The sequence below is a fragment of the Ensifer sp. NPDC090286 genome (assembly GCF_044769565.1).
Lineage (GTDB): Bacteria > Pseudomonadota > Alphaproteobacteria > Rhizobiales > Rhizobiaceae > Ensifer.
Window position 1 is genome coordinate 301,138 of the sequence record NZ_JBIVYF010000003.1, and the last position, 22,972, is coordinate 324,109.

General features: G+C 63.9%; 19 protein-coding genes. 10 read left to right on the top strand and 9 right to left on the bottom strand.

From position 1 onward, the window contains the following. Positions 1-80: 80 nt before the first annotated feature. Positions 81-974 (top strand): transcriptional regulator GcvA, encoded by an 894-nt coding sequence (gene gcvA / locus ACIQUG_RS16715; protein WP_402323238.1) that lies wholly within the window; start codon positions 81-83, stop codon positions 972-974. Positions 975-1,165: 191 nt separating this feature from the next. Here gcvA and ACIQUG_RS16720 read toward each other — a convergent pair whose 3' ends face one another. From ACIQUG_RS16720 to ACIQUG_RS16730, 3 genes are all read right to left on the bottom strand, one after another. After that, a complete protein-coding gene (locus ACIQUG_RS16720) occupies positions 1,166-1,939 on the bottom strand; it encodes a LuxR family transcriptional regulator (RefSeq protein WP_052201938.1) in 774 nt (257 codons plus the stop codon). A gap of 143 nt (positions 1,940-2,082) precedes the next feature. Further along, positions 2,083-2,823 (bottom strand): LuxR family transcriptional regulator, encoded by a 741-nt coding sequence (locus ACIQUG_RS16725; protein WP_043620943.1) that lies wholly within the window; start codon positions 2,821-2,823, stop codon positions 2,083-2,085. A gap of 194 nt (positions 2,824-3,017) precedes the next feature. Then, the gene (locus ACIQUG_RS16730; RefSeq protein ID WP_402323239.1) at positions 3,018-3,836 is read right to left on the bottom strand and encodes an IclR family transcriptional regulator; all 819 of its coding nucleotides are present in this window, start codon (positions 3,834-3,836) and stop codon (positions 3,018-3,020) included. 150 nt (positions 3,837-3,986) lie between these two features. On the opposite strand from ACIQUG_RS16730, the gene ACIQUG_RS16735 reads away from it, so the two are divergent. The 5 genes from ACIQUG_RS16735 to ACIQUG_RS16755 all read left to right on the top strand — a co-directional run bounded on the left by ACIQUG_RS16735 (position 3,987) and on the right by ACIQUG_RS16755 (position 9,029). Further along, positions 3,987-4,757 carry an SDR family NAD(P)-dependent oxidoreductase gene (locus ACIQUG_RS16735; RefSeq protein ID WP_402323240.1) on the top strand — a complete coding sequence of 257 codons (771 nt, stop codon included), beginning with the start codon at positions 3,987-3,989 and terminating at the stop codon, positions 4,755-4,757. Then, complete coding sequence (locus ACIQUG_RS16740; RefSeq protein ID WP_402323241.1) at positions 4,757-5,674, top strand: 2-dehydro-3-deoxygalactonokinase; 918 nt, start codon at positions 4,757-4,759, stop codon at positions 5,672-5,674. The genes ACIQUG_RS16735 and ACIQUG_RS16740 overlap by 1 nt, the downstream gene beginning before the upstream one ends. A 15-nt stretch (positions 5,675-5,689) precedes the next feature. Further along, entirely contained in the window at positions 5,690-6,325 is a 636-nt protein-coding gene (locus tag ACIQUG_RS16745; RefSeq protein ID WP_043620947.1) for a 2-dehydro-3-deoxy-6-phosphogalactonate aldolase, read from the top strand. Then, positions 6,325-7,209, top strand: a complete 885-nt coding sequence (locus ACIQUG_RS16750; RefSeq protein ID WP_402323242.1) for an SMP-30/gluconolactonase/LRE family protein — start codon at positions 6,325-6,327, stop codon at positions 7,207-7,209. The genes ACIQUG_RS16745 and ACIQUG_RS16750 overlap by 1 nt, the downstream gene beginning before the upstream one ends. A gap of 95 nt (positions 7,210-7,304) precedes the next feature. Then, entirely contained in the window at positions 7,305-9,029 is a 1,725-nt protein-coding gene (locus ACIQUG_RS16755) for an IlvD/Edd family dehydratase (protein ID WP_043620951.1), read from the top strand. A gap of 63 nt (positions 9,030-9,092) precedes the next feature. On the opposite strand, the gene ACIQUG_RS16760 is transcribed toward ACIQUG_RS16755, so the two are convergent. Next, positions 9,093-10,187, bottom strand: a complete 1,095-nt coding sequence (locus ACIQUG_RS16760; protein WP_402323243.1) for a hypothetical protein — start codon at positions 10,185-10,187, stop codon at positions 9,093-9,095. Between the two features lie 358 nt (positions 10,188-10,545). Between ACIQUG_RS16760 and ACIQUG_RS16765 the strand changes: the two genes are divergently transcribed. Then, complete coding sequence (locus ACIQUG_RS16765; RefSeq protein WP_402323244.1) at positions 10,546-11,148, top strand: PRC-barrel domain-containing protein; 603 nt, start codon at positions 10,546-10,548, stop codon at positions 11,146-11,148. Between the two features lie 63 nt (positions 11,149-11,211). On the opposite strand, the gene ACIQUG_RS16770 is transcribed toward ACIQUG_RS16765, so the two are convergent. Both ACIQUG_RS16770 and ACIQUG_RS16775 read right to left on the bottom strand, forming a co-directional pair. Then, positions 11,212-13,260 (bottom strand): FAD-dependent oxidoreductase, encoded by a 2,049-nt coding sequence (locus ACIQUG_RS16770; RefSeq protein ID WP_402323245.1) that lies wholly within the window; start codon positions 13,258-13,260, stop codon positions 11,212-11,214. A gap of 39 nt (positions 13,261-13,299) precedes the next feature. After that, positions 13,300-14,850, bottom strand: a complete 1,551-nt coding sequence (locus tag ACIQUG_RS16775; RefSeq protein ID WP_402323246.1) for a trimethylamine methyltransferase family protein — start codon at positions 14,848-14,850, stop codon at positions 13,300-13,302. Between the two features lie 92 nt (positions 14,851-14,942). On the opposite strand from ACIQUG_RS16775, the gene ACIQUG_RS16780 reads away from it, so the two are divergent. Continuing rightward, positions 14,943-15,881: a LysR substrate-binding domain-containing protein gene (locus tag ACIQUG_RS16780; protein WP_402323247.1), complete on the top strand. Its 939-nt coding sequence runs from the start codon at positions 14,943-14,945 to the stop codon at positions 15,879-15,881. A 6-nt stretch (positions 15,882-15,887) separates the two neighbouring features. Here the strand turns inward: ACIQUG_RS16780 and ACIQUG_RS16785 are convergent, their stop codons facing one another. Together ACIQUG_RS16785 and ACIQUG_RS16790 are read right to left on the bottom strand one after the other, a co-directional pair. After that, the gene (locus tag ACIQUG_RS16785; RefSeq protein ID WP_402323248.1) at positions 15,888-17,234 is read right to left on the bottom strand and encodes a putative bifunctional diguanylate cyclase/phosphodiesterase; all 1,347 of its coding nucleotides are present in this window, start codon (positions 17,232-17,234) and stop codon (positions 15,888-15,890) included. Between the two features lie 263 nt (positions 17,235-17,497). Continuing rightward, positions 17,498-19,216, bottom strand: coding sequence for a response regulator (locus ACIQUG_RS16790; RefSeq protein ID WP_402323249.1), 1,719 nt, complete (start codon positions 19,214-19,216; stop codon positions 17,498-17,500). A gap of 385 nt (positions 19,217-19,601) precedes the next feature. On the opposite strand from ACIQUG_RS16790, the gene mutL reads away from it, so the two are divergent. Together mutL and ACIQUG_RS16800 are read left to right on the top strand one after the other, a co-directional pair. Then, entirely contained in the window at positions 19,602-21,419 is a 1,818-nt protein-coding gene (mutL, locus tag ACIQUG_RS16795) for a DNA mismatch repair endonuclease MutL (protein WP_402323250.1), read from the top strand. Positions 21,420-21,509: 90 nt separating this feature from the next. After that, the gene (locus tag ACIQUG_RS16800; protein ID WP_053250845.1) at positions 21,510-21,743 is read left to right on the top strand and encodes a DUF2093 domain-containing protein; all 234 of its coding nucleotides are present in this window, start codon (positions 21,510-21,512) and stop codon (positions 21,741-21,743) included. Between the two features lie 42 nt (positions 21,744-21,785). Here ACIQUG_RS16800 and lpxK read toward each other — a convergent pair whose 3' ends face one another. Then, entirely contained in the window at positions 21,786-22,826 is a 1,041-nt protein-coding gene (lpxK, locus tag ACIQUG_RS16805; protein WP_402323251.1) for a tetraacyldisaccharide 4'-kinase, read from the bottom strand. Positions 22,827-22,972 lie beyond the last annotated feature (146 nt).

The window sequence follows — 22,972 nt, forward strand, 5'->3', positions numbered from 1 at the left end:
TCTGCACGTGCAGAACTACCCATTTTCATAGAGGATCGGAAACGATACGATCTGAGCGAAGAATTTAGGAAAACTACATAATGAACCCTGTTCTCCCGCTCCTTGCCCTGAGGGCCTTTACCGAGACCGGCCGGTATCGCAGCCTCAAGAAGGCCGCCGAAGCCATGGGCGTTACATCCGGAGCAGTGAGCCAGCAGATCAGACAGTTGGAAGAGCGCCTCGGCGTGACGCTATTCACACGCACACGTTATGGCGTTCGCCTGACCGAAGCGGGTGCCAAGGTTCACCCGGCCCTTGTCCTGGCGTTCGACCAGATCGCGTCGAGCCTCGAAACACTGGAGGCCATCAACGCCCGACCGACGTTGACCATCAGCACGGTCCCGTCCTTTGCAGCGTCCTGGCTCGTGCCCCGTCTCGGGCGGTTCACCAGCCGGCATCCACATGTCGAGGTCCGCGTCGAGGCAACGGCGAGCTTGATCGATCTGCACAAGGACCGGGTCGACGTTGCCATTCGGCACGGTCTCGGGGAATATCCCGGCCTCGTGGCGGAGCATTTGATGGCACCGGTGCTGTTGCCGGTCATATCTCCGGCCCTGCTTGAAAAAGGGCCACGACTACAGGTGCCAGCTGATTGCTTGGGCTACCCACTGCTTCAGGATTCCGACAGAGCCGATTGGCAGTTGTGGTTTCGGGCAATGGGCGTCGCCGACGATCCGCGCGCGGAACGCGGCGTGTCATTCGAGGATGATTTCCTGCTTTTGCGCGCTGCAATCGCCGGACAGGGGCTGGCGCTGGTGCGGGACGTCTATGCGGTCGATGACATTGCAGCCGGCCGCCTGGTGCTCGCACTGGACCTGCCTTGGCCGACTGACTTCGCCTACTATGCCGTCACGATGCCGAACGCCGCGAAACGCGAGCTCGTACGGGCCTTCATCGATTGGCTGAAGGACGAGGCGGCAAGAGAGCAGATTTGAATCCGGGGCGCCGTGAAACGGATCGGCGGCTTCACATCGCAGTGGCTGCCGCCCTGCGTTTGCAGCAACAGACCTCACCGATGCCGGAGTGCTTTGGGACGAGACGAGCGCAATCCCGTTGGCACAGCTGGTGCGCCGGATCGGCCACGAGCCGATAGCGGACGACAGGCAAGCGTGAACGGGGTCGCCGCCTAGCTGATGTAGCCCTTTTTCATCGCCTTCACGACCGCCTGGGTGCGGTTGACGGCGTCAAGCTTCTTGGTCACGTGGTTGAGGTAGTGGTTGACCGTATGCTCGGAGAGCCCGAGGATGCCAGCGATCTCGGCGCTGGTCTTTCCGGCCGCCGTCCAGCTCAAGCACTGGATCTCGCGCTCGGATAGTGCGGCGCCGCTGCTCTTCCACACGGAGCCAATTTCAGCGAGACGGTTATAGACATGGATCGCAATCATCTGCAGTTCCATGGTCACCGTCATCGGCAATTCGACCAGCGGGCCCATCAGGATGACCGCGCCACGGCCGCCCTCTGCGTCATGCACCGGGAAGTAGCTTGCCTGGAAGATGCCGTTTTCGCGCAGCATCGCGATGTATTCGGCCGCCGTTTCCGGCTTGCCGCCCTCGCCCTCCCACGCCGCAAGCGTCACCTGGAACGGCGTCGTCGTCTCGCGCAGGCGGCGCACACCGGTGCTGAAGCGCAGCATCGACAGGCTGTCATACTTGTTCAGCAGTTCGGCCGGCATATTGGAGATGACCGTGCTCGCGGCAAGGCGCTCCACGTCGATCGAGGGGATCGAGCAGATCAGAAACGTCTTGAAGCCAAAGACCTGCGTGATCCGCCGCATGTAGCGGATGATATCGAACTGGGTCTCAAGCTTTGCGATCTCGGACGCGAAATCGCCGCCCCGGGGCAGATCTGCGTCAGTCATCCCGGTCGTCATCGTATCCTGCATTCGCGCGTTCCATGGCATTCATCACGTATCAAATAGACCGAGCAGCCTACCAATGCCAACAGATGATCGAAAATCCCTGCCGCCTCGACCCAAAAGTCTGTGTATTTCCCCTTGTGAGGGCCGATATGGCCATCAGCCTCGCGTACGACGCGTGCCGGCGATCAGTTGATCAACCCGGCGCGCACGGCCTTTGCAACGGTCTGAACGCGATTGACCGAATCCAGCTTGCGCGTTGCCCGGTTGAGATAGTGGTTGACCGTATATTCGGACAGCGCCAGAATTTTCGCCATTTCGCTGGTGGTCTTGCCGGCCGCCGCCCAGCGCAGACATTCGACCTCGCGGCGCGAAAGGCTTCCCGCACCGCGCTTGTCGCGATCGCGAACCTCCATGTATTTGCTGTAGAGCACGCCGGCCCAAAGATTGAGCTCCTGAAGCTCGTCATTGGAAACTACGGGGCGGTCGCCGCCAAAGGCGATCGCGGCGCGGTGGCCGCTCGCATCGTGCACCGGCAAATAGAGGCCGCGCGGCATGTTCGCCTGCTCGAAGACGCAGACCGCCGCGTCGCCCTTGCCGTCGGCACGGCGGCGCGCGAGCTGGTGCGCGTCGTAGGTGAAGGGAATGGTGCTGCGCCGCAGCCGCTGGATCACCGGGCTGCCGTTGATCAGGCCGGCGCTATCATAGCCCTTGAGAAAGGCAGCCGGGTAGTTCGTCATCAGTGCACTGACCGACAGGCTGTTGCTCTCCGTCTCCGGAATGGCCAGCACCAGGAAACCACGGAAACCATAAGAATCCGCGACCTGGGCGATCACCCGCCTGATATCCTCTTCACAACAAATCGGCCCACGGATGGTTCGCCCATCAGGAAGCGCCAACGCCGACAAATTCGCGCTGAAATCGATCATCTTCCGCCCTTCTCCACATCCGGTTCCATGCGGGAACCGGCCGCTGACGCCGCATGAAGATCACGTCAAAATTTATACCAATACCAAAAACGAACCAGACTAAGACCATCCACGAACCTGAGTCTGATATATTAAAGCTATCGAGCGAGACGCGCCACGTCCAGTCGATGTTTCTAATTTACCGTAAAGTGAATTCAAGGTCCACCACGGCCGGGCCCGAGACGGATCGCCGCGTCCTCGCCAACCGCTTGCGCCGCGGCCCGAACCGCCGCCGCCCAGGCCGACAATTGCTCCATGGTGACCCGGTAGGCGGGCCCCGTCACCGACAGGCCGGCCGCAAGTTCGCTGCCGGGAATGAGGATGGGCGCGGCAACACAGCGGATCTCCGTTTCATGCTCCTCGCGATCGAAAGCGTGTCCGTCGCGCCGGATTTCCTCGATCTCCGCCAGCAAGGTGGCGGCCGAGCGATGGGTGTGCGGCGTGAAAGCGTGAAACTCGGTTCGAGCCAGAATGCCTTCCAACGCCGGCTGCCCAAGCAGGGACAGCGCGGCCTTGCCGATGCCGGTGCAATAGGCCGGCGAGGCCTTGCCAATCTGTGAACTCATGCGCACCGTCTGGCGGCTCTCGACCTTGTCGACATAGACGATCTCGGTCTCGCGCAGGATGCCGAGATGCACGGTCTCGCCGGTCAATTCGTGCAGGCGCTGCAGGTGCGGTTCGGCAACATCGCGAAAGCGATTGGCAGACCAGGAGCGGTAGGCAAGCGTCAGCAGCCGAAGGCCAGGCTCATAGGAAAGGTCGCGACGCTGGATCAGCAGTCCTTCCTCGACGAGGTGACTGAGCAGCCGATGCAACGTGCCGCGCGGCTGGCCGGATCGGGCGAGAATATCGGTGAAGCGCTGCGGGCCGTCGGCGGTGACCACCGCTTCCAGCACGGCGATCGCCTTGCCGAGCGTGCCCGTGCCGGCCTCCGCACGCCCCTCGTCCCCGCCGCCTGCCTCTTTGCTCGTCATCGTCGCTCGCTTGTGTCCGATTGCCGTCGCGCGATCGGCGCGCGACCTTGACAAGGTAGACGCTTCGACGTGATAATTCCATATAATAAAATCAAGTTCCGAATAATGGAACAATAGTCGCGTCACAAAACTGATCGGGGATACAGGAATATGCCGGTGCCGAGGGCACAGTTTCATGATCTCAAAGACCGCGCGGTGCTGATCACCGGTGGCGGTTCCGGCATTGGCGCAGCGCTTGTCGAGGGTTTCGTCGACCAGGGCGCACGGGTGGCCTTCGTCGATATCGACGAACGAGCAAGTCTCGACCTCGTCGAAAGGCTCGCCGCCAAGTCCGGCACGACACCACTCTATATTCCCGCCGACTTGCGCGACATCGACGCGGTAAAGAAGGCCGCGCAGACTGCGGCGACCGCGCTCAACGCGATCCATGTGCTCGTCAACAATGCCGCGCGTGACGATCGCGAGCCGCTGGAGAGCGTGACCGAAGAGAGCTGGGACGAGAGCCAGGCGGTCAACCTCAGGCATCTCTTCTTCATGAGCCAGGCGATTGCGCCGCATATGCGCCAAGCCGGCGGCGGGTCGATCGTCAATTTCTCCTCGATCGCCTATCTGCTCAACATGGCCGAAATCCCGGCCTATGCGACGGCGAAAGCCGCGATCGTCGGCCTGACCAAATCGCTCGCCGGAAAGCTCGGCCCCGACAATATCCGCGTCAACGCGATCCTGCCCGGCATGATCGTCACCGAGCGACAGAAGCGGCTGTGGCTGAGCGACGCGGCGATCGCCGGCATGCAGGAACGGCAGTGCCTGAAGCGAAGCCTCACCGCCGACGATCTCGTCGGCCCTTGCCTATTTCTCGCGTCGGCTTGTTCCTCGGGCATGACCGCGCAAACAATGATCATCGATGGAGGCGCACTGTGATGATGGCAGCCTATTATGCCGCGGTCGACTGGGGAACGACGAGTTTCCGGCTGTGGATCATCGCCGAGGACGGCACGGTACTCGCCGAACGCCGAAGCGGCGAAGGCATGACCACCGCCAACAAGACCGGATTCCATGCGATCCTGGAAAAACACCTGTCCGCCGTCGATGCGCCAGGCCACCTGCCGGCGATCATCTGCGGCATGGCCGGCGCCAAGCAGGGCTGGGTCGAGGCCGGCTATCTCGATACGCCGGCCGCTCTCGCCGATATCGCCTCCCATGCCGTGGCGGTGCCGGATCTCGATCGCGACATCCGCATCCTGCCAGGCCTCGCGCAACGCGACCGGCGGCACCCGGACGTGATGCGCGGCGAGGAGACGCAATTGCTCGGCGCGGCCGGCGATCTCGGTCGCGGTCGGCATCTCGTCTGCATGCCGGGCACGCACAGCAAATGGGTGCGACTCGAAGACGGCGCCGTCAGCGGCTTCTCCACCTTCATGACCGGCGAATTGTTCGACGTGATCTCCAAGCACTCGATCCTCAGCCACTCGATCGCCGACGCCCATGCCTTTGCCGGCGACCACCCCGCCTTTGCGGCGGCGGTGGCCGAGGCACGCACCAATCCGGCGCTTGCCACCAGCCTGATCTTCGGCGCGCGCTCCGGCCAACTATTGCATGGCGCAAGCGCGACCGACGCCAAGGCGTTGCTGTCGGGAACGCTGATCGGGCTTGAAATCGCCGGCGCGCTGGCTTCCGCCAAGACGATCGACAGCATCTGCCTCGTCGCCTCCGGTTCCCTCGGCACGCTCTATCAGGCGGCGCTCGAAAGCCTCGACTGCCCGCTCCAGGTGGTCGATGCCGACACCGCCGTCCGCTCCGGCCTCTCGACCGCCGCCCAGGCGATCTGGCCCCTCTGAACGAAAGACACGCTCATGACCCGCATTCCCTTTCCGCCGATGAAGTACCCGCTGATCGCCATTCTGCGCGGCCTCAAGCCCGAGGAAACGGCAGGCGTCGTCGGCGCTCTGATCGAAACTGGCTTCACCGCAATCGAGATCCCGCTGAACTCGCCCGATCCGTTCCGCTCGATCGAGACCGCCGTGAAGATGGCGCCCGAGGGCTGCCTGATCGGCGCCGGCACGGTGCTGACGACGGCGCAGGTGGAACAGCTTGCCGATGTGGGCGGCCGCCTGATGGTGAGCCCAAATGTCGAGCCGGCGGTCATCTCGCTTGCGGCAGAGAAGGGCATGGTCACCATGCCGGGCGTGCTGACCCCGACCGAAGCACTGTCGGCCGCGGCAGCCGGCGCGACCGGCCTCAAGTTCTTCCCGGCAAGTGTGCTCGGTCCATCGGGCATCATCGCGATCCGCGCGATCCTGCCGCCGGAGTTGGAAATCGCTGCCGTCGGCGGGGTTTCGGACGCGAACTTCGGCGACTACGCCAAGGCTGGCATCCGCAGCTTCGGCCTCGGATCGAGCCTCTACAAGCCCGGCATGAGCGCGGCCGAAGTCCGCGAGCGCGCCGTTGCCACCATCAAGGCCTACGACGCCGTCTACGGAGCACAGTGATGAGCGACACCATTCCCTTTGCCGGCAGCATTCTCAGCGAAGCGACGTCGATCCTCGGCGAAGGCCCGACCTATGATCCGGCGACCGGCACCACCTGGTGGTTCAACATCAAGGGTCAGGAACTGCATGAGCTGCACCTGGAAAGCGGGCGCAAGACCGTGCATGCCCTGCCCTTCCTCGGCAGCGTGCTCGCCGTCATCGATCCGGCCCGGCAACTGATTGCCTCGGATCAGGGCCTCTTTGTCAGGGATACGCGGACCGGTGCCCTCAGCGTGCTCACCACGCTCGAGGACAAGCCGATCAATCGCTCGAACGACGGCCGCGTGCATGCGTCCGGTTCGCTGTGGATCGGCACCATGGGCCGCAGCGCCGAAAAGGGCTCCGGCGCGATCTACCACGTCGCCGGTACCAGGGTGACGAAGCTCTATGACAGGGTCACCATTCCGAACAGCATCTGCTTTTCGCCGGATGGAACCGTCGCCTATTTCGTCGACACGGACATCAACCACCTGATGCGCGTCGACATCGATGCCGAGACGGGACTGCCCAAGGGCGAACCGAGCCTGCTCGTCGATGGCAGCGGTGAAGCTGGCGGCATCGACGGTTCCGTCTGCGATGCCGACGGGCTGATCTGGAACGCCCGCTGGGGCAGCGGCACGGTCGACGTTTACCGGCCCGACGGCGCGCGCATCGCGCGTTACGCGATGCCGACGACGCAGCCGAGCTGCACAGCCTTCATCGGGCCGAAGGCCGACCGCATGCTGGTGACATCCGCCTGGCAGGACATGGACGAGGCAACGCGTGCGGCGGACCCGCATGCCGGCAAGACCTTTGATCTCGGCGTCAGCGTCAAGGGCCGGTTCGAGCCGTCTTTCCGTCTCTGACCGGAAATTCTTGGCCACGGGACTCTTGGCGAAGCGCCAATAAAAAGTCATACAATTCAGCCACGCGTTAGATCGCATGGTGAGGAGGAGCTCGCATGAGCGACAAGAAGAAAGAACTGCGCAGCCGTCACTGGTACGGCGGCACCGACAAGGATGGCTTCATCCATCGTTCCTGGATGAAGAACCAGGGATTTCCGGACCACGTCTTCGATGGCCGCCCGATCATCGGCATCTGCAACACCTGGTCGGAACTGACCCCCTGCAACAGCCACCTGCGCATCCTGGCCGAGGGCGTGAAGCGCGGCGTCTGGGAAGCCGGCGGTTTTCCGGTCGAGTTCCCGGTGTCTTCGCTCGGCGAAACGCAGATGCGCCCGACCGCGATGCTCTTCCGCAACCTGCTCGCCATGGACGTCGAAGAGGCGATCCGCGCCTATGGCATCGACGGCGTGGTGCTGCTCGGCGGCTGCGACAAGACCACACCCGGCCAGCTGATGGGCGCTGCTTCCGTCGACCTGCCGACGATCGTCGTCTCCTCCGGCCCGATGCTGAACGGCAAGTGGAAGGGCAAGGACATCGGCTCCGGCACGGATGTCTGGAAGTTCTCCGAGGCCGTGCGCGCCGGTGACATGAGCATGCAGGAGTTCATGGCGGCCGAAAGTGGCATGTCGCGCTCACCGGGCGTGTGCATGACCATGGGCACGGCGACCACCATGGCCTCGATCGTCGAAGCCATGGGCCTGTCGCTTCCGACCAATGCGGCGCTGCCCGCCGTCGACGCCCGCCGCATGGCGCTGTCGCATATGACCGGAAAGCGCATCGTCGAGATGGTGCACGAGGACCTGCGCCTGTCGAAGGTGCTGACCAAGAAAAATTTCGAGAACGGTATCATCGCCAACGCCGCCGTCGGTGGCTCGACCAATGCCGTCGTTCACATGCTGGCGATCGCCGGTCGCGCCGGCGTCGATCTCTGTCTTGAGGATTTCGACCGCGTCGGCAGCCAAGTGCCCTGCATCGTCAACTGCATGCCATCGGGCAAGTACCTGATCGAAGATCTCGCCTATGCCGGCGGCCTGCCGGCGGTGATGAACCGCATCCAGCATCTGCTGCATGCCGATGCGCCGACGGTGTTCGGCGTACCGATCAGCAAATATTGGGAAGATGCCGAAGTCTATAACGACGACGTCATCCGCCCGCTCGACAATCCGCTGCGGGCAGCCGCCGGCATTCGCGTGCTCAAGGGCAACCTTGCCCCGAACGGCGCCGTCATCAAGCCGTCGGCGGCCAGCGAGCATCTCTTGGTGCATGAGGGCCCGGCCTATGTCTTCGAGACGATCGAGGAACTAAAGGCGAAGATCGACGATCCGGACCTGCCGGTCACGGAAGACACGATCCTCGTGCTCAAGGGCTGCGGGCCCAAGGGCTACCCGGGCATGGCCGAGGTCGGCAACATGCCGATCCCGCGGCGCCTCGTCGAAAAGGGCGTGCGCGACATGGTGCGCGTGTCCGATGCCCGCATGTCGGGCACCGCCTTCGGCACCGTGGTCCTGCATGTCAGCCCGGAATCGAATGCCGGCGGGCCGCTCGCCATCGTCAAGACCGGCGACCGCATCCGCCTCGACGCGATGAAGGGCGAACTCAACCTGATGATCAGCGAGGAAGAGTTTCAGACGCGCATGGCCGCCTGGCAGGCGCCGCCGCAGAAATGGACCCGCGGCTACTACAAGCTCTACCAGGATACGGTGCTGCAGGCCGACAAGGGTGCTGACCTCGACTTCCTCGTCGGCGCCAGCGGCAGCGAAGTGCTGCGCGAAAGCCACTGACGGCTTCGGATCCAGTTCGAAGCAGAAGCGCTCCAGATACCCCGCCCATCCGGCGGGGTATTTTTATCCGGCCAGAGGACGGGAGCCCAATCGCGAAAGGCTGGAGGCCGGCGAACGCAGCCGCACCCAGGTTTCAAAGCCGTAGATGGCAAGCCCGAGCGCGATGAAAAACTCCTTGTACTCGGTCGGATCCCAAAGGCGCACGAGCGTGGAAGCCTGGAGGATGAACAGCTCCTGGATAGCGACGATCAGAATGGCGCCGGCCGTCAGCACGATGAACTCGCGCCAGTGCCCCGCCCTTAGCGCGATGTTGGCGATCACCAGCAGTATGATCACGGTCATCATCACCATCATCTGCGTCGGTAGCATGCTCCAGTTGTCGCTGTTGAAGGCGGCCATCGGGGCGCTTGCCACCAGCACCAGCACGCTCGGGGCGAAGGCATCGAGCCGGCCAAGACTGACGTTCTTGCGCAGATAGAGCCAGACGAAGGGCGCCAGCGTCAGAAGGAAGAAGCTGCCGGTGTAGTAGAGCAGCTCCGAGAAGCCGGTGGAGATGTTGTGCAGGTTCAGTTCCTGCTGCTTGTTGAGCGCCAGCAGGCCCTCCGGCGTGGCGATGCCGAAGACGCGCTGCATCCAGGATATCTCCTCCATGCCGACCACGAAAAAGCAAAGCGCCAGAAGCGCTGCAAACGCCGCGGCCATCCAGGCGCGGCGCCCCATTCCTGAACGGGCCACGCGTAGCTGCGCGACGGCGGTAAATGCAAAAAAGCCGCTCGCGATGAAGATCAACAGGGCAGACGCCCATTCGACCAGGCCGTCTTCGCGGGCCAGTAGGCTGAAGCCGAGGGGAACGGCAACGAACACCAGCGCCATCAGCACGGCGAGCATCCAGCTGGCGACACAAAGCCCAAGCTCACGCCCGGACGCCAGCCGCAGCTCCGGCGCGCCAAGCCAGGCGGCGTCGCGGGTAAATCCCTGAACAGCCGCCAGCGACAGGCTCAGCGCCACCCAGGCATGCCAGAGATTGTAGGGCTCGACGCCCGGAACCCGCTCCGAAAAATAGCGCACGCCGAAAAGATTGCGCTCGATCAGAACGAGGCCAGCCATCGCCAGAACGGAGAGCAAGGAAATCGAAAGAAAGCGGCGCGGCAAGAACATCGTGAAAACCATCCCGGGATAACAGGGTGACGACGCTGCGCGCTATTTCCTGCCATCGGACAAGTATCAGCAAGAACACTCAAGAATTCATGAATGGCCCGAAGTACATAATTGATCACTAAAATACATATATTCGAAGGCTAAAATACATGCCCGCAGGAGATTGCCGGCAATCCTTGGAAAAGCGCGATCCAAGGCCACGCTCACCGGCAACGGATCTTTCGTACCTGAAACTTTGACTATTTTTCCGGAACCGTTCGCGCCCCCGGGCGTTGACACCATATCACCGGCGCGGTGGACCTGGCGGCAGAAGCCAGGCCCGCGCCCTGATCGAAACGTCAAGGAAAGGCAGTTTGAGATGATTAAGAAACTCGTAACAACCGTCGCAGCCGGCGCGCTCTTCGCGGGTCTTACTGTCGCCCCGGTGGCTTTCGCGCAGGACGCAACCAAGCCGATGGATCAGCCGCAGACGATGCAGCCTGCCCCGGACGCCACGGCTCCGGCCGACCAGGCTGAAACGAAGCCGCCGATCACGGAAACCAAGCCCGCTGATATGGCGCAATCGAACGCCACCTATCTGACCGAGCAGGAGAGCGATCAGATCGCGGCCAGCACCTATATCGGCCAGAGCGTCTACAATGCCGGTGACGAAAGCATCGGCGAGATCAACGACCTGATCATGAAGAAGGATGGCGGCGTGGAAGCGGCCGTGATCGGTGTCGGCGGCTTCCTGGGCCTCGGTGAAAAGGACGTAGCGGTTCCGTTTGATCGCATCACGATCGCCGAGCAGCCCAACACGGACAAGCTGAAGCTGACGACGACGGAAACCGCCGATACGCTGAAGGCGGCTCCGGAATTCAAGACCAAGTCGCAGAAGATCGCCGAGCAGAACGCCAACCAGCCGGTTGACACATCGACGACCTCTTCGACGAGCACGGCACCGGCTCAGCCGCAGCAGTAATCGGTATCAGGTTGTTGTTGAGTGCGCAGGGAGCGGCGGTTCACACCGCCGCTCTTGCCGTGTTCAGACGAGCACGCCGTAACGCAAGGCATCGTAGATCCCCGCATGGATGTTGCGGCTGGAAACCGCATCGCCGATGCGGAACATGTCGAAACCGGCATCCGGGTTTTTCTGCGGGATGGGGTTCTCGCCGCGAAGCAGGGCCTTGTAGTCGACGGCGCCCAGATTGCGCGAAAGCGGCTTCAGTTCACGATAGAGGTCGTCCATCGGCATCGTGCCATGCTCGACCACCACTTGCGCCACACGTCGCTCGACCGTGGCCTTGTCCGAAAAATCGGAACCGAGCGTCGCCACCAGGCCGTTGCCCTCCCGCCGCACGGATTTCAGCCGCGTGTTGATCGTCACCCGGACATTGTGTTCGGCAAAGGCGGCGGCATAGGGCACATGGTTCATGCCCCCAACCTCCGGCGCGAACATGCGCTCGGGCGAGACGATTTCGAGTTCGACGCCGGCACGCGCGATCAGCTCGGCCGCCGTCATGCCGCTATGGGCACCGTTGTCGTCATAGAGAAGCACCGGCCCCTCCGGCTTCACTGTTCCGGCGATGATGTCCCAACTCGATACGACGAGGTCGTCGCCTTTGTCGAGTGTGGGATTTTGCGCTATGCCGCCGGTCGCGACGACGACGAGATCCGGGACACGCTCTTGAATGTCGTCCACGCCGGCAAAGACGTTGTAGTGGATCGGCACGCCGAGACGCTCCAGTTCGGAGAGCCGCCAGTCGACGATGCCGATCAGCTCGCGGCGGCGTGGATTGCGCTGGGCGAGCAGGATCTGGCCGCCGGCCTCGCCGGTCGCCTCCAGCACCTCCACCTGATGCCCGCGCTCGGCAAGCACCCGGGCCGCTTCGAGCCCGGCCGGGCCGGCGCCGACAACCACAGCCTTGCGCTTCGGCCCTTCGCTTTTGCGGATGACATGCGGCACGATCGCCTCACGACCGGTAGCGGCATTGTGGATGCAGAGCGCGCCGCCGCCTTCATAGATGCGATCGAGGCAGTAGGTGGCGCCGACGCAGGGGCGGATTTGGGCCTCTCGGCCCTCCTCGATTTTCCTGACGATGTGCGGGTCGGCGATATGGGCGCGGGTCATGCCGACCATGTCGAGCTTGCCTTCGGCAATCGCGTGGCGGGCGGTCGCCACATCGGCGATGCGGGCGGCATGGAAGACCGGGAACTTCGTCGCCGCCCTCACCTCTCCGGCGAAATCGAGATGCGGCGACGCAGCCATGCCCTGGATCGGGATGACCTTGGTGAGCGGCGCGTCGTGATCGATATGGCCGCGGATGACGTTGAGGAAATCGACCTTGCCGGACCCCGCGAGCCGCCGGGCGATCTCGACGCCCTCCTCCTTCGAAAGCCCCTTGTCCCAATCCTCGTCGGCGACCATGCGGATGCCGACGATGAAGTCCTTGCCCACGGAGGCGCGGATGGCGTCGAGCACCATGTCGGTGAACCGCAGGCGGTTGTCGAGCGAGCCGCCGAAGGCGTCGTCGCGCTGGTTCGTTGCCGGAGACCAGAAACCGTCCATCAGATGGCCGTAGGCCTCTAGCTCGATACCGTCGAGACCGGCGGCCTGCATGCGGCTTGCCGCCGCTGCATAGTCGCTAACGATGCGCTCGATGTCCCAGTCCTCGATCTCCTTCGGAAAAGAACGATGCGCCGCCTCGCGCACCGGCGAGGCGGAGAGCACCGGCAGCCAGTCACCCTTGTTCCAGCCGGTGCGGCGGCCGAGATGGGTAAGCTGGATCATCACGGCGCAGTCATGCTCATGACAGTCGTCGGCGATCTTCTTCAGCCACGGCACGATCTCGTCTGAGTAGGCGTGGAGATTGCCGAAGGCCGGCGGCGAATCCTCCGATACGATCGCCGAGCCGGCGGTCATCGTCAGCGCCATGCCGCCCTTGGCCTTTTCCAAATGATAGAGCCGGTAGCGGTCCTTCGGCATGCCATCTTCGGAATAGGCCGGCTCATGGGACGTCGACATGATCCGATTCTTGAGCGTCAGGTGTTTCAGGCGGTAAGGCTGCAGCAGCGGGTCTTTCGACGATGTCATTTCCTGTTCCTTGAAAGGCGACCGAGCATGCCGGCTTCGTCAGTACCAAGCATCCGCCATGCTGTCCTTGCGACGCGTGACATAATCGATCAGCGCCTCGTCGAGCGCCACATCCAGCGGCGGCGCTTCATATTCGGCAAGCGTCTTCTTCCAGGCGCGGTTGGCGCGCGTCGCCATGTCGGTCTCGCCCTCCTCGAGCCATTTCTCGAAGGGTTCGTTGTCTGAAAGAGCCGAGTCCCAGAAGGCGGTCTGGTAGTTGCGCATCGTGTGGTCGCAGCCGAGGAAATGGCTGCCGGGACCGACCTGCAGGAAGGCGTCCATGGCGAGCGTGTTGTCGTCGACGACGACGCCGGCGAGATAGGAATGCAGCGCACCGCAGAAGTCCGTGTCCATGACGAACTTCTCGTAGGACATGGCGAGCAGCCCGTCGACGAAACCGGCCGAGTGCAGGATGAAGTTGGCGCCGCAATGCACCGCCGACAGCATCGACATCGCGCCTTCCTGCATCGCCTGCGCATCCGGCAGCTTGGAGTTGGAGAAGTTGCCGGCACAGCGCAGCGGCAGGCCGAGCCGGCGCGCAAGCTGGCCGACCACCATGCTGCCGATCGCCGGCTCCGGCGTGCCGAAGGTGGGCGAGCCCGAACGCAGCGACATGGACGACAGGAAATTGCCGAAGATGACCGGGGCACCCTTGCGCTCGAGCTGGGTCAGCGCACAGCCGGCCAGCGTCTCGGCATAGGACTGGGCAATGGCGCCGGCATTGGTGACCGGCCCCATCGCGCCACCGAGGATGAACGGCACGATCACCGCGGCCTGGTTTGCCCGCGCATAGGCGCGCAGAGACTTCGTCATCGTGCCGTCCCAGACGAGCGGCGAATTGACGTTGACGTTGCCGAGGATGACGCAGTTGCGATCGACGAAATCGCGGCCGAAGAGAATGCGCGCCATCTCAATCGAATCCTCGGCCCGCTCTTCCGCGGTGATCGAACCCATGAAGGCGCGGTCGGAATATTTGATATGGCTGTAGACCATGTCGAGGTGGCGCTTGTTGACCGGCACGTCGACCGGCTCGCAGATCGTGCCGCCCGAATGGTGCAGCCAGGGGCTCGACTGCGCCAGCTTGATCAGGTTGCGGAAGTCCTCGATTGTGCCGTAGCGCCGCCCCTTGTCGATATCCATGACGAAGGGCGAACCATAGGCAGGCGAAAAGACGACGCTGTTGCCGCCGATCTCGACATTGCGGGCCGGATTGCGGGCATGTTGGGTGAACTGGCGTGGCGCGGAGGAGACGATTTCCTTCAGCATGCCCGGCTCGAACGTCACCCGGACGCCATCGATCTTTGCACCGGCCGTTCGCCAGTGGTCGAGCGCTTCGGGGTCGTCGCGGAACTCGATGCCGACTTCGGCGAGGATGCGATCGGCGACCGCCTCGATCCGAAGCAGGCTTTCCTCGCCAAGGATATCGTAGGTAGGAATGTTGCGGATAATGTAGGGAACGCCAAGGCTTCGCCCCGCGCCCTCGCGCCGGTTTGGCCGTGTGCCGCGCGTCCGTCTCGGTGCCGCCGCGTCCGTTGCCAATGCTGTATCCATGGCCGTATCCTCCCATCATCTCAGGTGATGCTATGGGCGAAAAATTCCATTGTAACGCTGGAAAAATTCGATCCATGCTATAAGCATGGTTTATGGAAAACCTGCGCCGCCTGCTTCCGTCAGCCGCAAGCCTCATCGTGTTCGAGGCGGCCGGCCGCCACCAGAACTTCACCCGTGCTGCCAACGAGCTCGGCATGACCCAGGCCGCGGTCTCCTACGCCGTGCGCGGACTTGAGGAACAGTTGGGCGTGCCGCTGTTTCACCGTGTGCACCGCGCCGTGGAACTGACCGAGGCGGGGGAAAAATTCCATGCCGACGTATCGGTCGGCCTGTCGCGCATCCAGAAGTCGGCCGAAGACATTCGCGCCAAGGGCCGCGAGACCAACGTGACGCTGGCGGCGTCGACCGCCTTTGCCTCGATGTGGATGCTGCCCCGCCTCAACCGCATGCGCGAGGACCTGCCGGAAATCGATCTCCGAATCCAAACCAGCGTGCGCGACCTCGACCTGGAAGAGGAGCCGATACCGCTCGGCATCCGCGGCGGCGACCCCAGCCATTGGCCGCGCTACCATGCCGCCCTGCTCGCCGACGAGGTGGTCAATGCGGTCGCCACACCCGCCTACATCGAGCGGCATGGCCTGCCGAAGACGGCCGCCGACCTGCCCAACCACAATCTCATCCACCTGGAAGAGCCGGTGCGCCGCGCCTGCGATTGGACCGAGTGGTTTGCGAGCGCCGGCCATGCCTATCCCAAACAGGCTCGGCGGCTTTCGATCAACGACTATGTCCTGGTGATCCAGGCGGTACTGTCCGGCGAAGGCGTGGCGCTCGGCTGGGAACATCTGATCTATCCGCAGATCCGCTCGGGCGCGCTGGTCCCGGTCGCCGGGCACGTGCTGAAGACGGGCCTTGCCTTCTACGTCGTCTGGCCGCGATCGCGCGAACTGAATGCGCAGGCCAAAAGGGTGCGTGACTGGTTGCTGGATGAAGGACGGCACGACCGCGCTGAGATGTCCGGGACCGAGGACTAACCCGGATCAGGCCTGGACGGGAAGATCGCGGTAGCGATCGGCAAGATAGCGCATCGTCGCCACCGCATCGGCGGGTTTTCCGTAGAAATAGCCCTGCCCCAGACCGCAGCCGAGTGCTTTCAGTTTCAGGGCCTCGGAAAAATCCTCGATGCCTTCGGCGACGACCTCGAGCTCGAGACCCTCGCACATCGACACGATCGCCTTGATGATGTGCTCCGAGGCGCGATCGGCCGAGATGCGTGAGACGAAGGCCCGGTCGATCTTGACCTTGTCGAAGGAAAAGTCGCGCAGCCGGCCGAGGCTCGACTGGCCGGTGCCGAAGTCGTCGAGCGAGACGCGGACACCGGCGGCGCGCAGTTCGGCAACGATCTTCTGGGCGATATCCGCATCGGCCATGACGGCCGTCTCGGTGATCTCCAGCTCCAGGCGCCGCGGGTCGAGGCCGATCTGGCTGATGATCGACAGCAGGCGCCGGCTGGTGGTCGGATCCGTCAGCTGCGCCGAGGAGAGATTGAAGGAGAGGAAGAGCTCTTTCGGCCAGGAAAGTGCGGCATGGGCCGCCTTGCGCAGCAGCACCTCGGCGAGCGAATCGATGAAGCCGCGCTCTTCTGCGAGCGGCACGAACACTGCCGGAGAGACATAACCGAGATCGGCATCGCACCAGCGCGCCAGGGCCTCGAAGCCGACAACCGCGTCGTTGCGCAGATCGACGATCGGCTGGAAGTGCACGTCGACCTCATTGGCGATGATGGCATTGCGCAGCGCCTGTTCGAGCTGCGTTGCGCGCTTCATCTCCTGGGCGATCTCCTGCGAATAGACGGTGATCTGCCCGCGGCCGCGGCGCTTCGAGCGATAGAGCGCAGTGTCGGCGCTCTTCAGGAGGTCCTCGAACACCTCGCCCGCAAAGGGATAGACGGCGAAGCCGAAGGAGGCGGACAGACGAACATGGCGGTCGCCGAGATCGAAGGGGGCAGACAGCACTTCCTTCAGCATCTGCCCGATCTTCTCGGCGCCCTTGCGCTCGAAGATCAGCGGCAACACGAAGGCGAATTCGTCGCTGTCGAAACGGGTGATGGTGGCGCCTTCAGGCGCGCAGGCCTTCAGCCGATAGGCCACCTGGCAGAGGATCTCGTCGCCCGCCTCGGGTCCGAAAAGGTCATTGATCGGCTTGAAACCGTCGATATTGGCAAGGCCGATCGTGAACGGCGCCGGGTCGCTTGCCCGCTCCTCGGCGAGATCAAGCACGCACTGGCGCAGGCAACGGGCGTTGCCGAGCCCGGTCAACGGATCGACGTCGCCCCAGGCAGCAGGCGCGTCGCGGCCAACACGGTGGTAAGGTGTTTCCGCTGTCATCATCGCCGTTCCCCACTCATCTGGCAGGGATGGCGTGCGATCCAGCCCGCCGCCAGCCCGCGCCACGACGCAGACCGGCTGTGTCCTTCCGACACGACCGGGGCTTGGGCGACGAGGTGGATGCGAGGCATACGGATTGGGCTCTACACTTTAGCGGCAATTCGGTGCAGACGATCGCAATCGGCGGTTAACAATCCGATATCGCGCCGCTCCAAGATTTGCCATTGGCCTCCCCAATTCTAGCGAGTTGACACGCTTTTTACTCAACCTGCCGTTCGTACTGCCTTCACCGGCATGAATTTTCTCAGCACCGCCTCGATCATGTCGGGGCTCACCGGCTTCATGATGTGGTCGTCCATGCCGGATGCCTTGCATTGCTGCAGGTCGATATCCAGGGCCTGGGCGGTAACGCCGATGATCGGCGTTTTCTGTGTGCGTCCCTTCTCCGCCGACCGGATCGCGACGGTGGCGTCGAAGCCGTTCATGACCGGCATCGACACATCCATCAGCACAAGGGCCGGTTGCAGTTCGTGCCAGAGTTCGACGGCCTCGCGGCCGTTGGCGGCGATCCGATGAGAAACGCCGAGCCCTTCGAGGATCTGGGTGAACACGAACTGGTTGATCTGGTTGTCCTCGGCAACGAGCACATCGACCTGCGGCGCCGGCGGCGGCGGCGCGATCTCCTCGGCCTCGAACGACAGCGACCATTCCTGTTGCGGCGCGGCGCCAGCCCGCTCGGAGCAGACGCGGAAGACTTCCGCAAGCACCGCCGCCCCGTCCTGATCCTCAGACACCGGGAGGATCGGGCTGTCGCGCCAACCGGCGGCGACCTTCTGCCGCTCAGGGAAAGCCGCGTCGAGCAAGAGGATGTCGAGTTTCAGCCCCGCCTCGTCGACGGCCGCGCAGAAGGCGTGCAATTCGTCGGCATCGCGAACCGCGCAGGCGTCGAGCCCGGAGCCGCGCAGCCGGGCGACAAGCCGCTCCTCCAGCGATCGGTCGTCGGTGGCGAGAAGCACCCGCAGGCCGCGCGCCGGCAAGGTCTCGATCATCGACCCCGCCTCGACGAGCTGCTGAACATTCAGCGCCCGGAAAGGATCGTAGAAGTTCTGCGCCGCGGTGAAGATGCTGTAGTCGCGGATCTGCAACGTGGCCTCGCTCGAAGGCTCCTCGCCGCCCTGATACCAGACGGCAATATCGGTCACGTCGTTCATGCAGGTGACGACGAAGTGGCGGCCGGGCATGCCGACGCGGTACTTGCGGGTCAGCACCCAGAGATCGCTGCCATCGGCACGCACGATGTGCTCGGCCTGCGAAAACGGCTTGCCGGTTTCAAGCACCATGCGATCGGACTGTTCGAAGCGCTCCGCCAGATCGCTCTCGACCAAGTCCCAGGCCGACCGGCCGAGAATGGCGTCCTGCGCCAGGTCATGGATCAGGCAGAAGGCCTTGTTGACCGCGATGTAATTGAGATTGCGGTCCTTGACGCAGATGGGATTGGGCTGGGCGTCGAGGATCTGTTCGGTCAGCTCCACCCGCTCCAGGTCGGTCTGGAGCTGTTCGTCGCGCTTCTTCTGGTCGGAGACGTCGCTGATCGACAGGATGCCCATGCCGCTCGACAGGCGGCGCTTGCGCATGGAAACCCAGCGGGTGCGGCCGGCGCGCTCGACGCTCTCGTAGCGTTCGCGCCAATGCAGCGCCATGTGCTCGGCAATCCATTCCTCGCGGTTGGTGCGCCGGCGGCTGTTTTCCGGAACGGTGCCCGGACGGACGCCGGTGTCGTAGACGGCGCCGAGGAAATCGCGGAGCCGCGTGCCCGGCATCAGGGCTTCCGCCGGCACCGGGAAAAATTGCAGCATCGTGCGGCTGGCAAAGAGAATGGTATCGTCCCGGCTGCAGACAAGCACAGCGATGCCGAGTGCGTCGCAACTCGACTCAAGAATGACCCTGTTGATGTCCGCGCCGTTGGGCGCCCCATCGCTCATCGCACTGTCCTCACTCGCCTACCGCATGTGTCCCTGGATCACCCTTGGATCAAGGCGGAACAGGCGGCCATTCAAAGTGCCACAACGGCCTGCCGCGTCTTTACAAGGACGCGTGGCGCTGCAACGGCGGTTTCATTTCGGGACATGCTGGGGTGGCCTTGGCAGGCGTCTCTTCGAGCGGCGGGAGTGCGGCGTCCAGCTACGCCGCAAGGCTCAAAAGACAAAACCCGTGATCATTCAGGTTGTTGTGGAAAATCGCAGCAGAGTGTTAAGGGCCGATTAAACCCTCGCTCATTTTTCAAGGGTAACCGCACCAGACGCTCGTGACCGGGGACGAGATATCGTTCCCCCTTCCGTTTCCGTGGCGAATCCCGGAAAATGGGGCATGGCCATCAAGCAGCTTTCAGAAACCCTCATCAACCAGATCGCCGCCGGCGAAGTGATCGAACGTCCCGCCAGCGCCGCCAAGGAGCTGATCGAGAATGCGCTCGACGCCGGCGCGACGCGCATCGAGATCGCAACCGCCGGCGGCGGCAAGACGCTGCTGCGCGTCACCGACAACGGCTCGGGCATGACGCCTGGCGACCTTGAATTGGCAGTCCGCAGGCATTGTACGTCGAAGCTCGACGACAGCCTGTTCGACATTCGCACCCTCGGCTTCCGCGGCGAGGCCCTGCCGTCGATCGGTTCGGTCGCCCGGCTGTCGATCACGACGCGCACGGCCGGCGCGAGCGAAGGAGCGATCATCGCCATTGCCGGAGGGAAGACCGATCCGGTGCGCCCATCGCCCGCCAATACCGGCACGGTGGTCGAGGTACGCGACCTGTTCTTCGCCACCCCGGCCCGGCTGAAGTTCATGAAGACCGAGAAGGCAGAAGCGGCCGCCATTTCGGAAGTGGTGCGCCGCATGGCGATCGCGTTTCCGGCGGTTCGCTTCGTGCTCTCGGGTAGCGACCGCTCGACGCTCGAATTCCCGGCAACCGGCGACGACCGGCTGGCGCGCATGGCGCAGGTGCTCGGCAAGGATTTCCGCGACAACGCGATCGAGATCGATGCGGCGCGGGAAGACGTGGAACTGACCGGCTTTGCCGGCGTGCCGACCTACAATCGCGGCAACTCGCTGCAGCAATATGTCTTCGTCAATGGCCGCCCGGTGCAGGACAAGTTGCTGCTGTCGGCGATCCGTGCCGCCTATTCCGAGACGATCCCGAGCGGCCGCTATCCGGTCGCCGTATTGTCGATCACGCTCGACCCGGCCCTCGTCGATGTCAACGTGCATCCGGCAAAGTCCGACGTGCGTTTCCGCGACCCCGGCCTCATCCGCGGGCTGATCATCGGCGCGATCCGCCAGGCGCTGACACGCGACGGCGACCGCGCCGCAACGACGGGCGCCCGCGGCATGATGCAGGCGTTCCGCTCCGGTGATTACCGCCCGCAGCCCTGGAGCGCCGAGACGTCGCCTTCCCGGCCGACACAATTCGACTCCATGCTGCGCCATCTCGGCGAGCAGCCGCAGGCGAGCTTTGCGGCGTTTTCCGCCCCATCAGCGCGTGTCGCCACCCCGTTCGAGCGGGAAATGCCCGTGCCGGCGCCGGAGGCCCAGCAACCGCCGCAGCCGCAGTCCTTCCCGCTTGGCGCCGTGCGCGCCCAGTTGCACGAAAACTACATCGTCGCCCAGACCGATGACGGCCTCGTCATCGTCGACCAGCATGCCGCCCACGAGCGGCTGGTGTTCGAGGCCATGCGTACGGCACTGCATTCGCGGCCGGTCGCCGCCCAGGCGCTGCTGATCCCGGAGATCGTCGATCTGCCCGAAGACGACTGCGACCGGTTGATGACCCATGCGGAGGAGTTCTCCCGCCTGGGCCTTGCGATCGAGCGCTTCGGCCCGGGCGCGATCGCGGTGCGCGAAACGCCGGCCATGCTCGGCGAAATGGATGCCGTCGGTCTCGTGCGCCAACTCGCCGACGAGCTTGCCGAATGGGATACGGCAAGCGGGCTGACGAGCCGGCTCGAATATCTCGCCGCGACCATGGCCTGCCACGGATCGGTGCGCTCAGGCCGGCGGATGCGAACAGAGGAGATGAACGCGCTTTTGCGGCAAATGGAGGCGACGCCCGGCTCCGGCCAGTGCAATCACGGCCGCCCCACCTATATCGAACTCAAGCTCTCCGACATCGAACGGCTGTTCGGCCGGAGCTGATCTTCCCGCTAGGCGAAATGCGACTGGCATTTTTCCGGGCGGCGGGCTAGACCAGAGAACCCATAACGAAGACGGAAACAGGCGCCGAGCATGATGAACCGGTTTGAAGGAAGCGCTTCGCGCGAAGCGAAGATCCGTTATCTCGACGGCGACTTTCAGATCGTGCTTGCGGGCTCGCACGTGATCTGCGCGATGACCGGCAAGACCATCCCCGTCGATGAGCTGCGTTACTGGAGCGTCGCCCGGCAGGAGCCCTATGTCGACGCGGAAGCCTCGCTCGAGGCGGAAAAGCGCGCAGGCGCGCTGCCCAACCAACGCCGCTAACCAAGCCCGAGCGCCGGCACCACCGAGGCCCGAAAGGCGCCGTTACTTAGCCGCGCCTTCGCGCAGCTTGCGGGCACGCGCCGCGGCAAGCGCCGTCTCGATGATCTTTTTTGGAGCCATCGGGTCGTCGAAGCGTACGTCGATCTCGATCACCCTGCTCGCTGCGGCAAGCTCCGCGGCGCGGCCGTGGCCGGGCTCCAGGCGCACCAGATCCTTGGCGGTGGTGACAAGCTGGCATCCGAGCGTTGCAGCCCGGTCGAGCAGATCGGCGATCTCGTCCTCGGAAAAATGGTGATGGTCGGGAAAGCTGCGGGTTTCCTCGATGACGGCCCCCGTCTCCCGGACGGTGCGGTAGAACTTTTCCGGATCGGCAATGCCCGCCCAGGCAAGCACCTTGACGCCGTTCAGCGAACCGTCGTCGTGCCTTATGACCTCGGCTTCGTAGATCTGTTTGCCGGCACGGGCGGCGCGACGGATCAGGGCGTCGGCTTCGGTGCCGTCGCCGATCTTGAGCAGGGCCGTAGCGTGGCGGAGCTGGTTCGACAGCGGCGCGCGCACCGGACCGGCCGGCACCAGATAGCCGTTGCCGATGCCGCGGCGGGAATCGATCACCAAAAGCGCGAAATCGAAGGCCAGACGTGCGCTCTGGAAACCGTCGTCCATGATGATGATGTCGACGCCTTCCTTCACCAGCCGACGAGCCCCATCGACGCGACGGCGGCAGACGACAGTCAAGGCTTCCTTCGCCAACAGCAACGGTTCGTCGCCGACATCGCGGGCGCGGTGATGTTCCAGATCGACGACGGTCGTTACGTCGAGCGAGCCGCCATAACCGCGGCTCAAGAATCCGGGCTTCAGCCCCTTCTCGCGGATGACGCGGGCAAGCGCGATGGAGGTCGGCGTCTTGCCGGCGCCGCCGACGGTGAAGTTGCCGATGCAGATGACCGGGACCGGCACCGAGGCGCGCTGCGCGCGATCCATTCGCATGCCGGCGATCCGTCCGTAAACCCATGAGAACGGCCACAACGCGCGCGCACGCCAATCCGCCTTGGTCCACCAGAATGGCGGCGCTTCCGATACCATCTTCGTTCCGTGGCCTCCCGGCCGCTCAGGTCCTTCCTTGTCCGGGAGGGACGGTTTGTTCGCCGGTCGAAACCGGTGGATTGCGACAAAAAACGTCAGAACGAGAAAAAACGCAAGCTATGGAGACCGATGCAGCCACGCTAGGG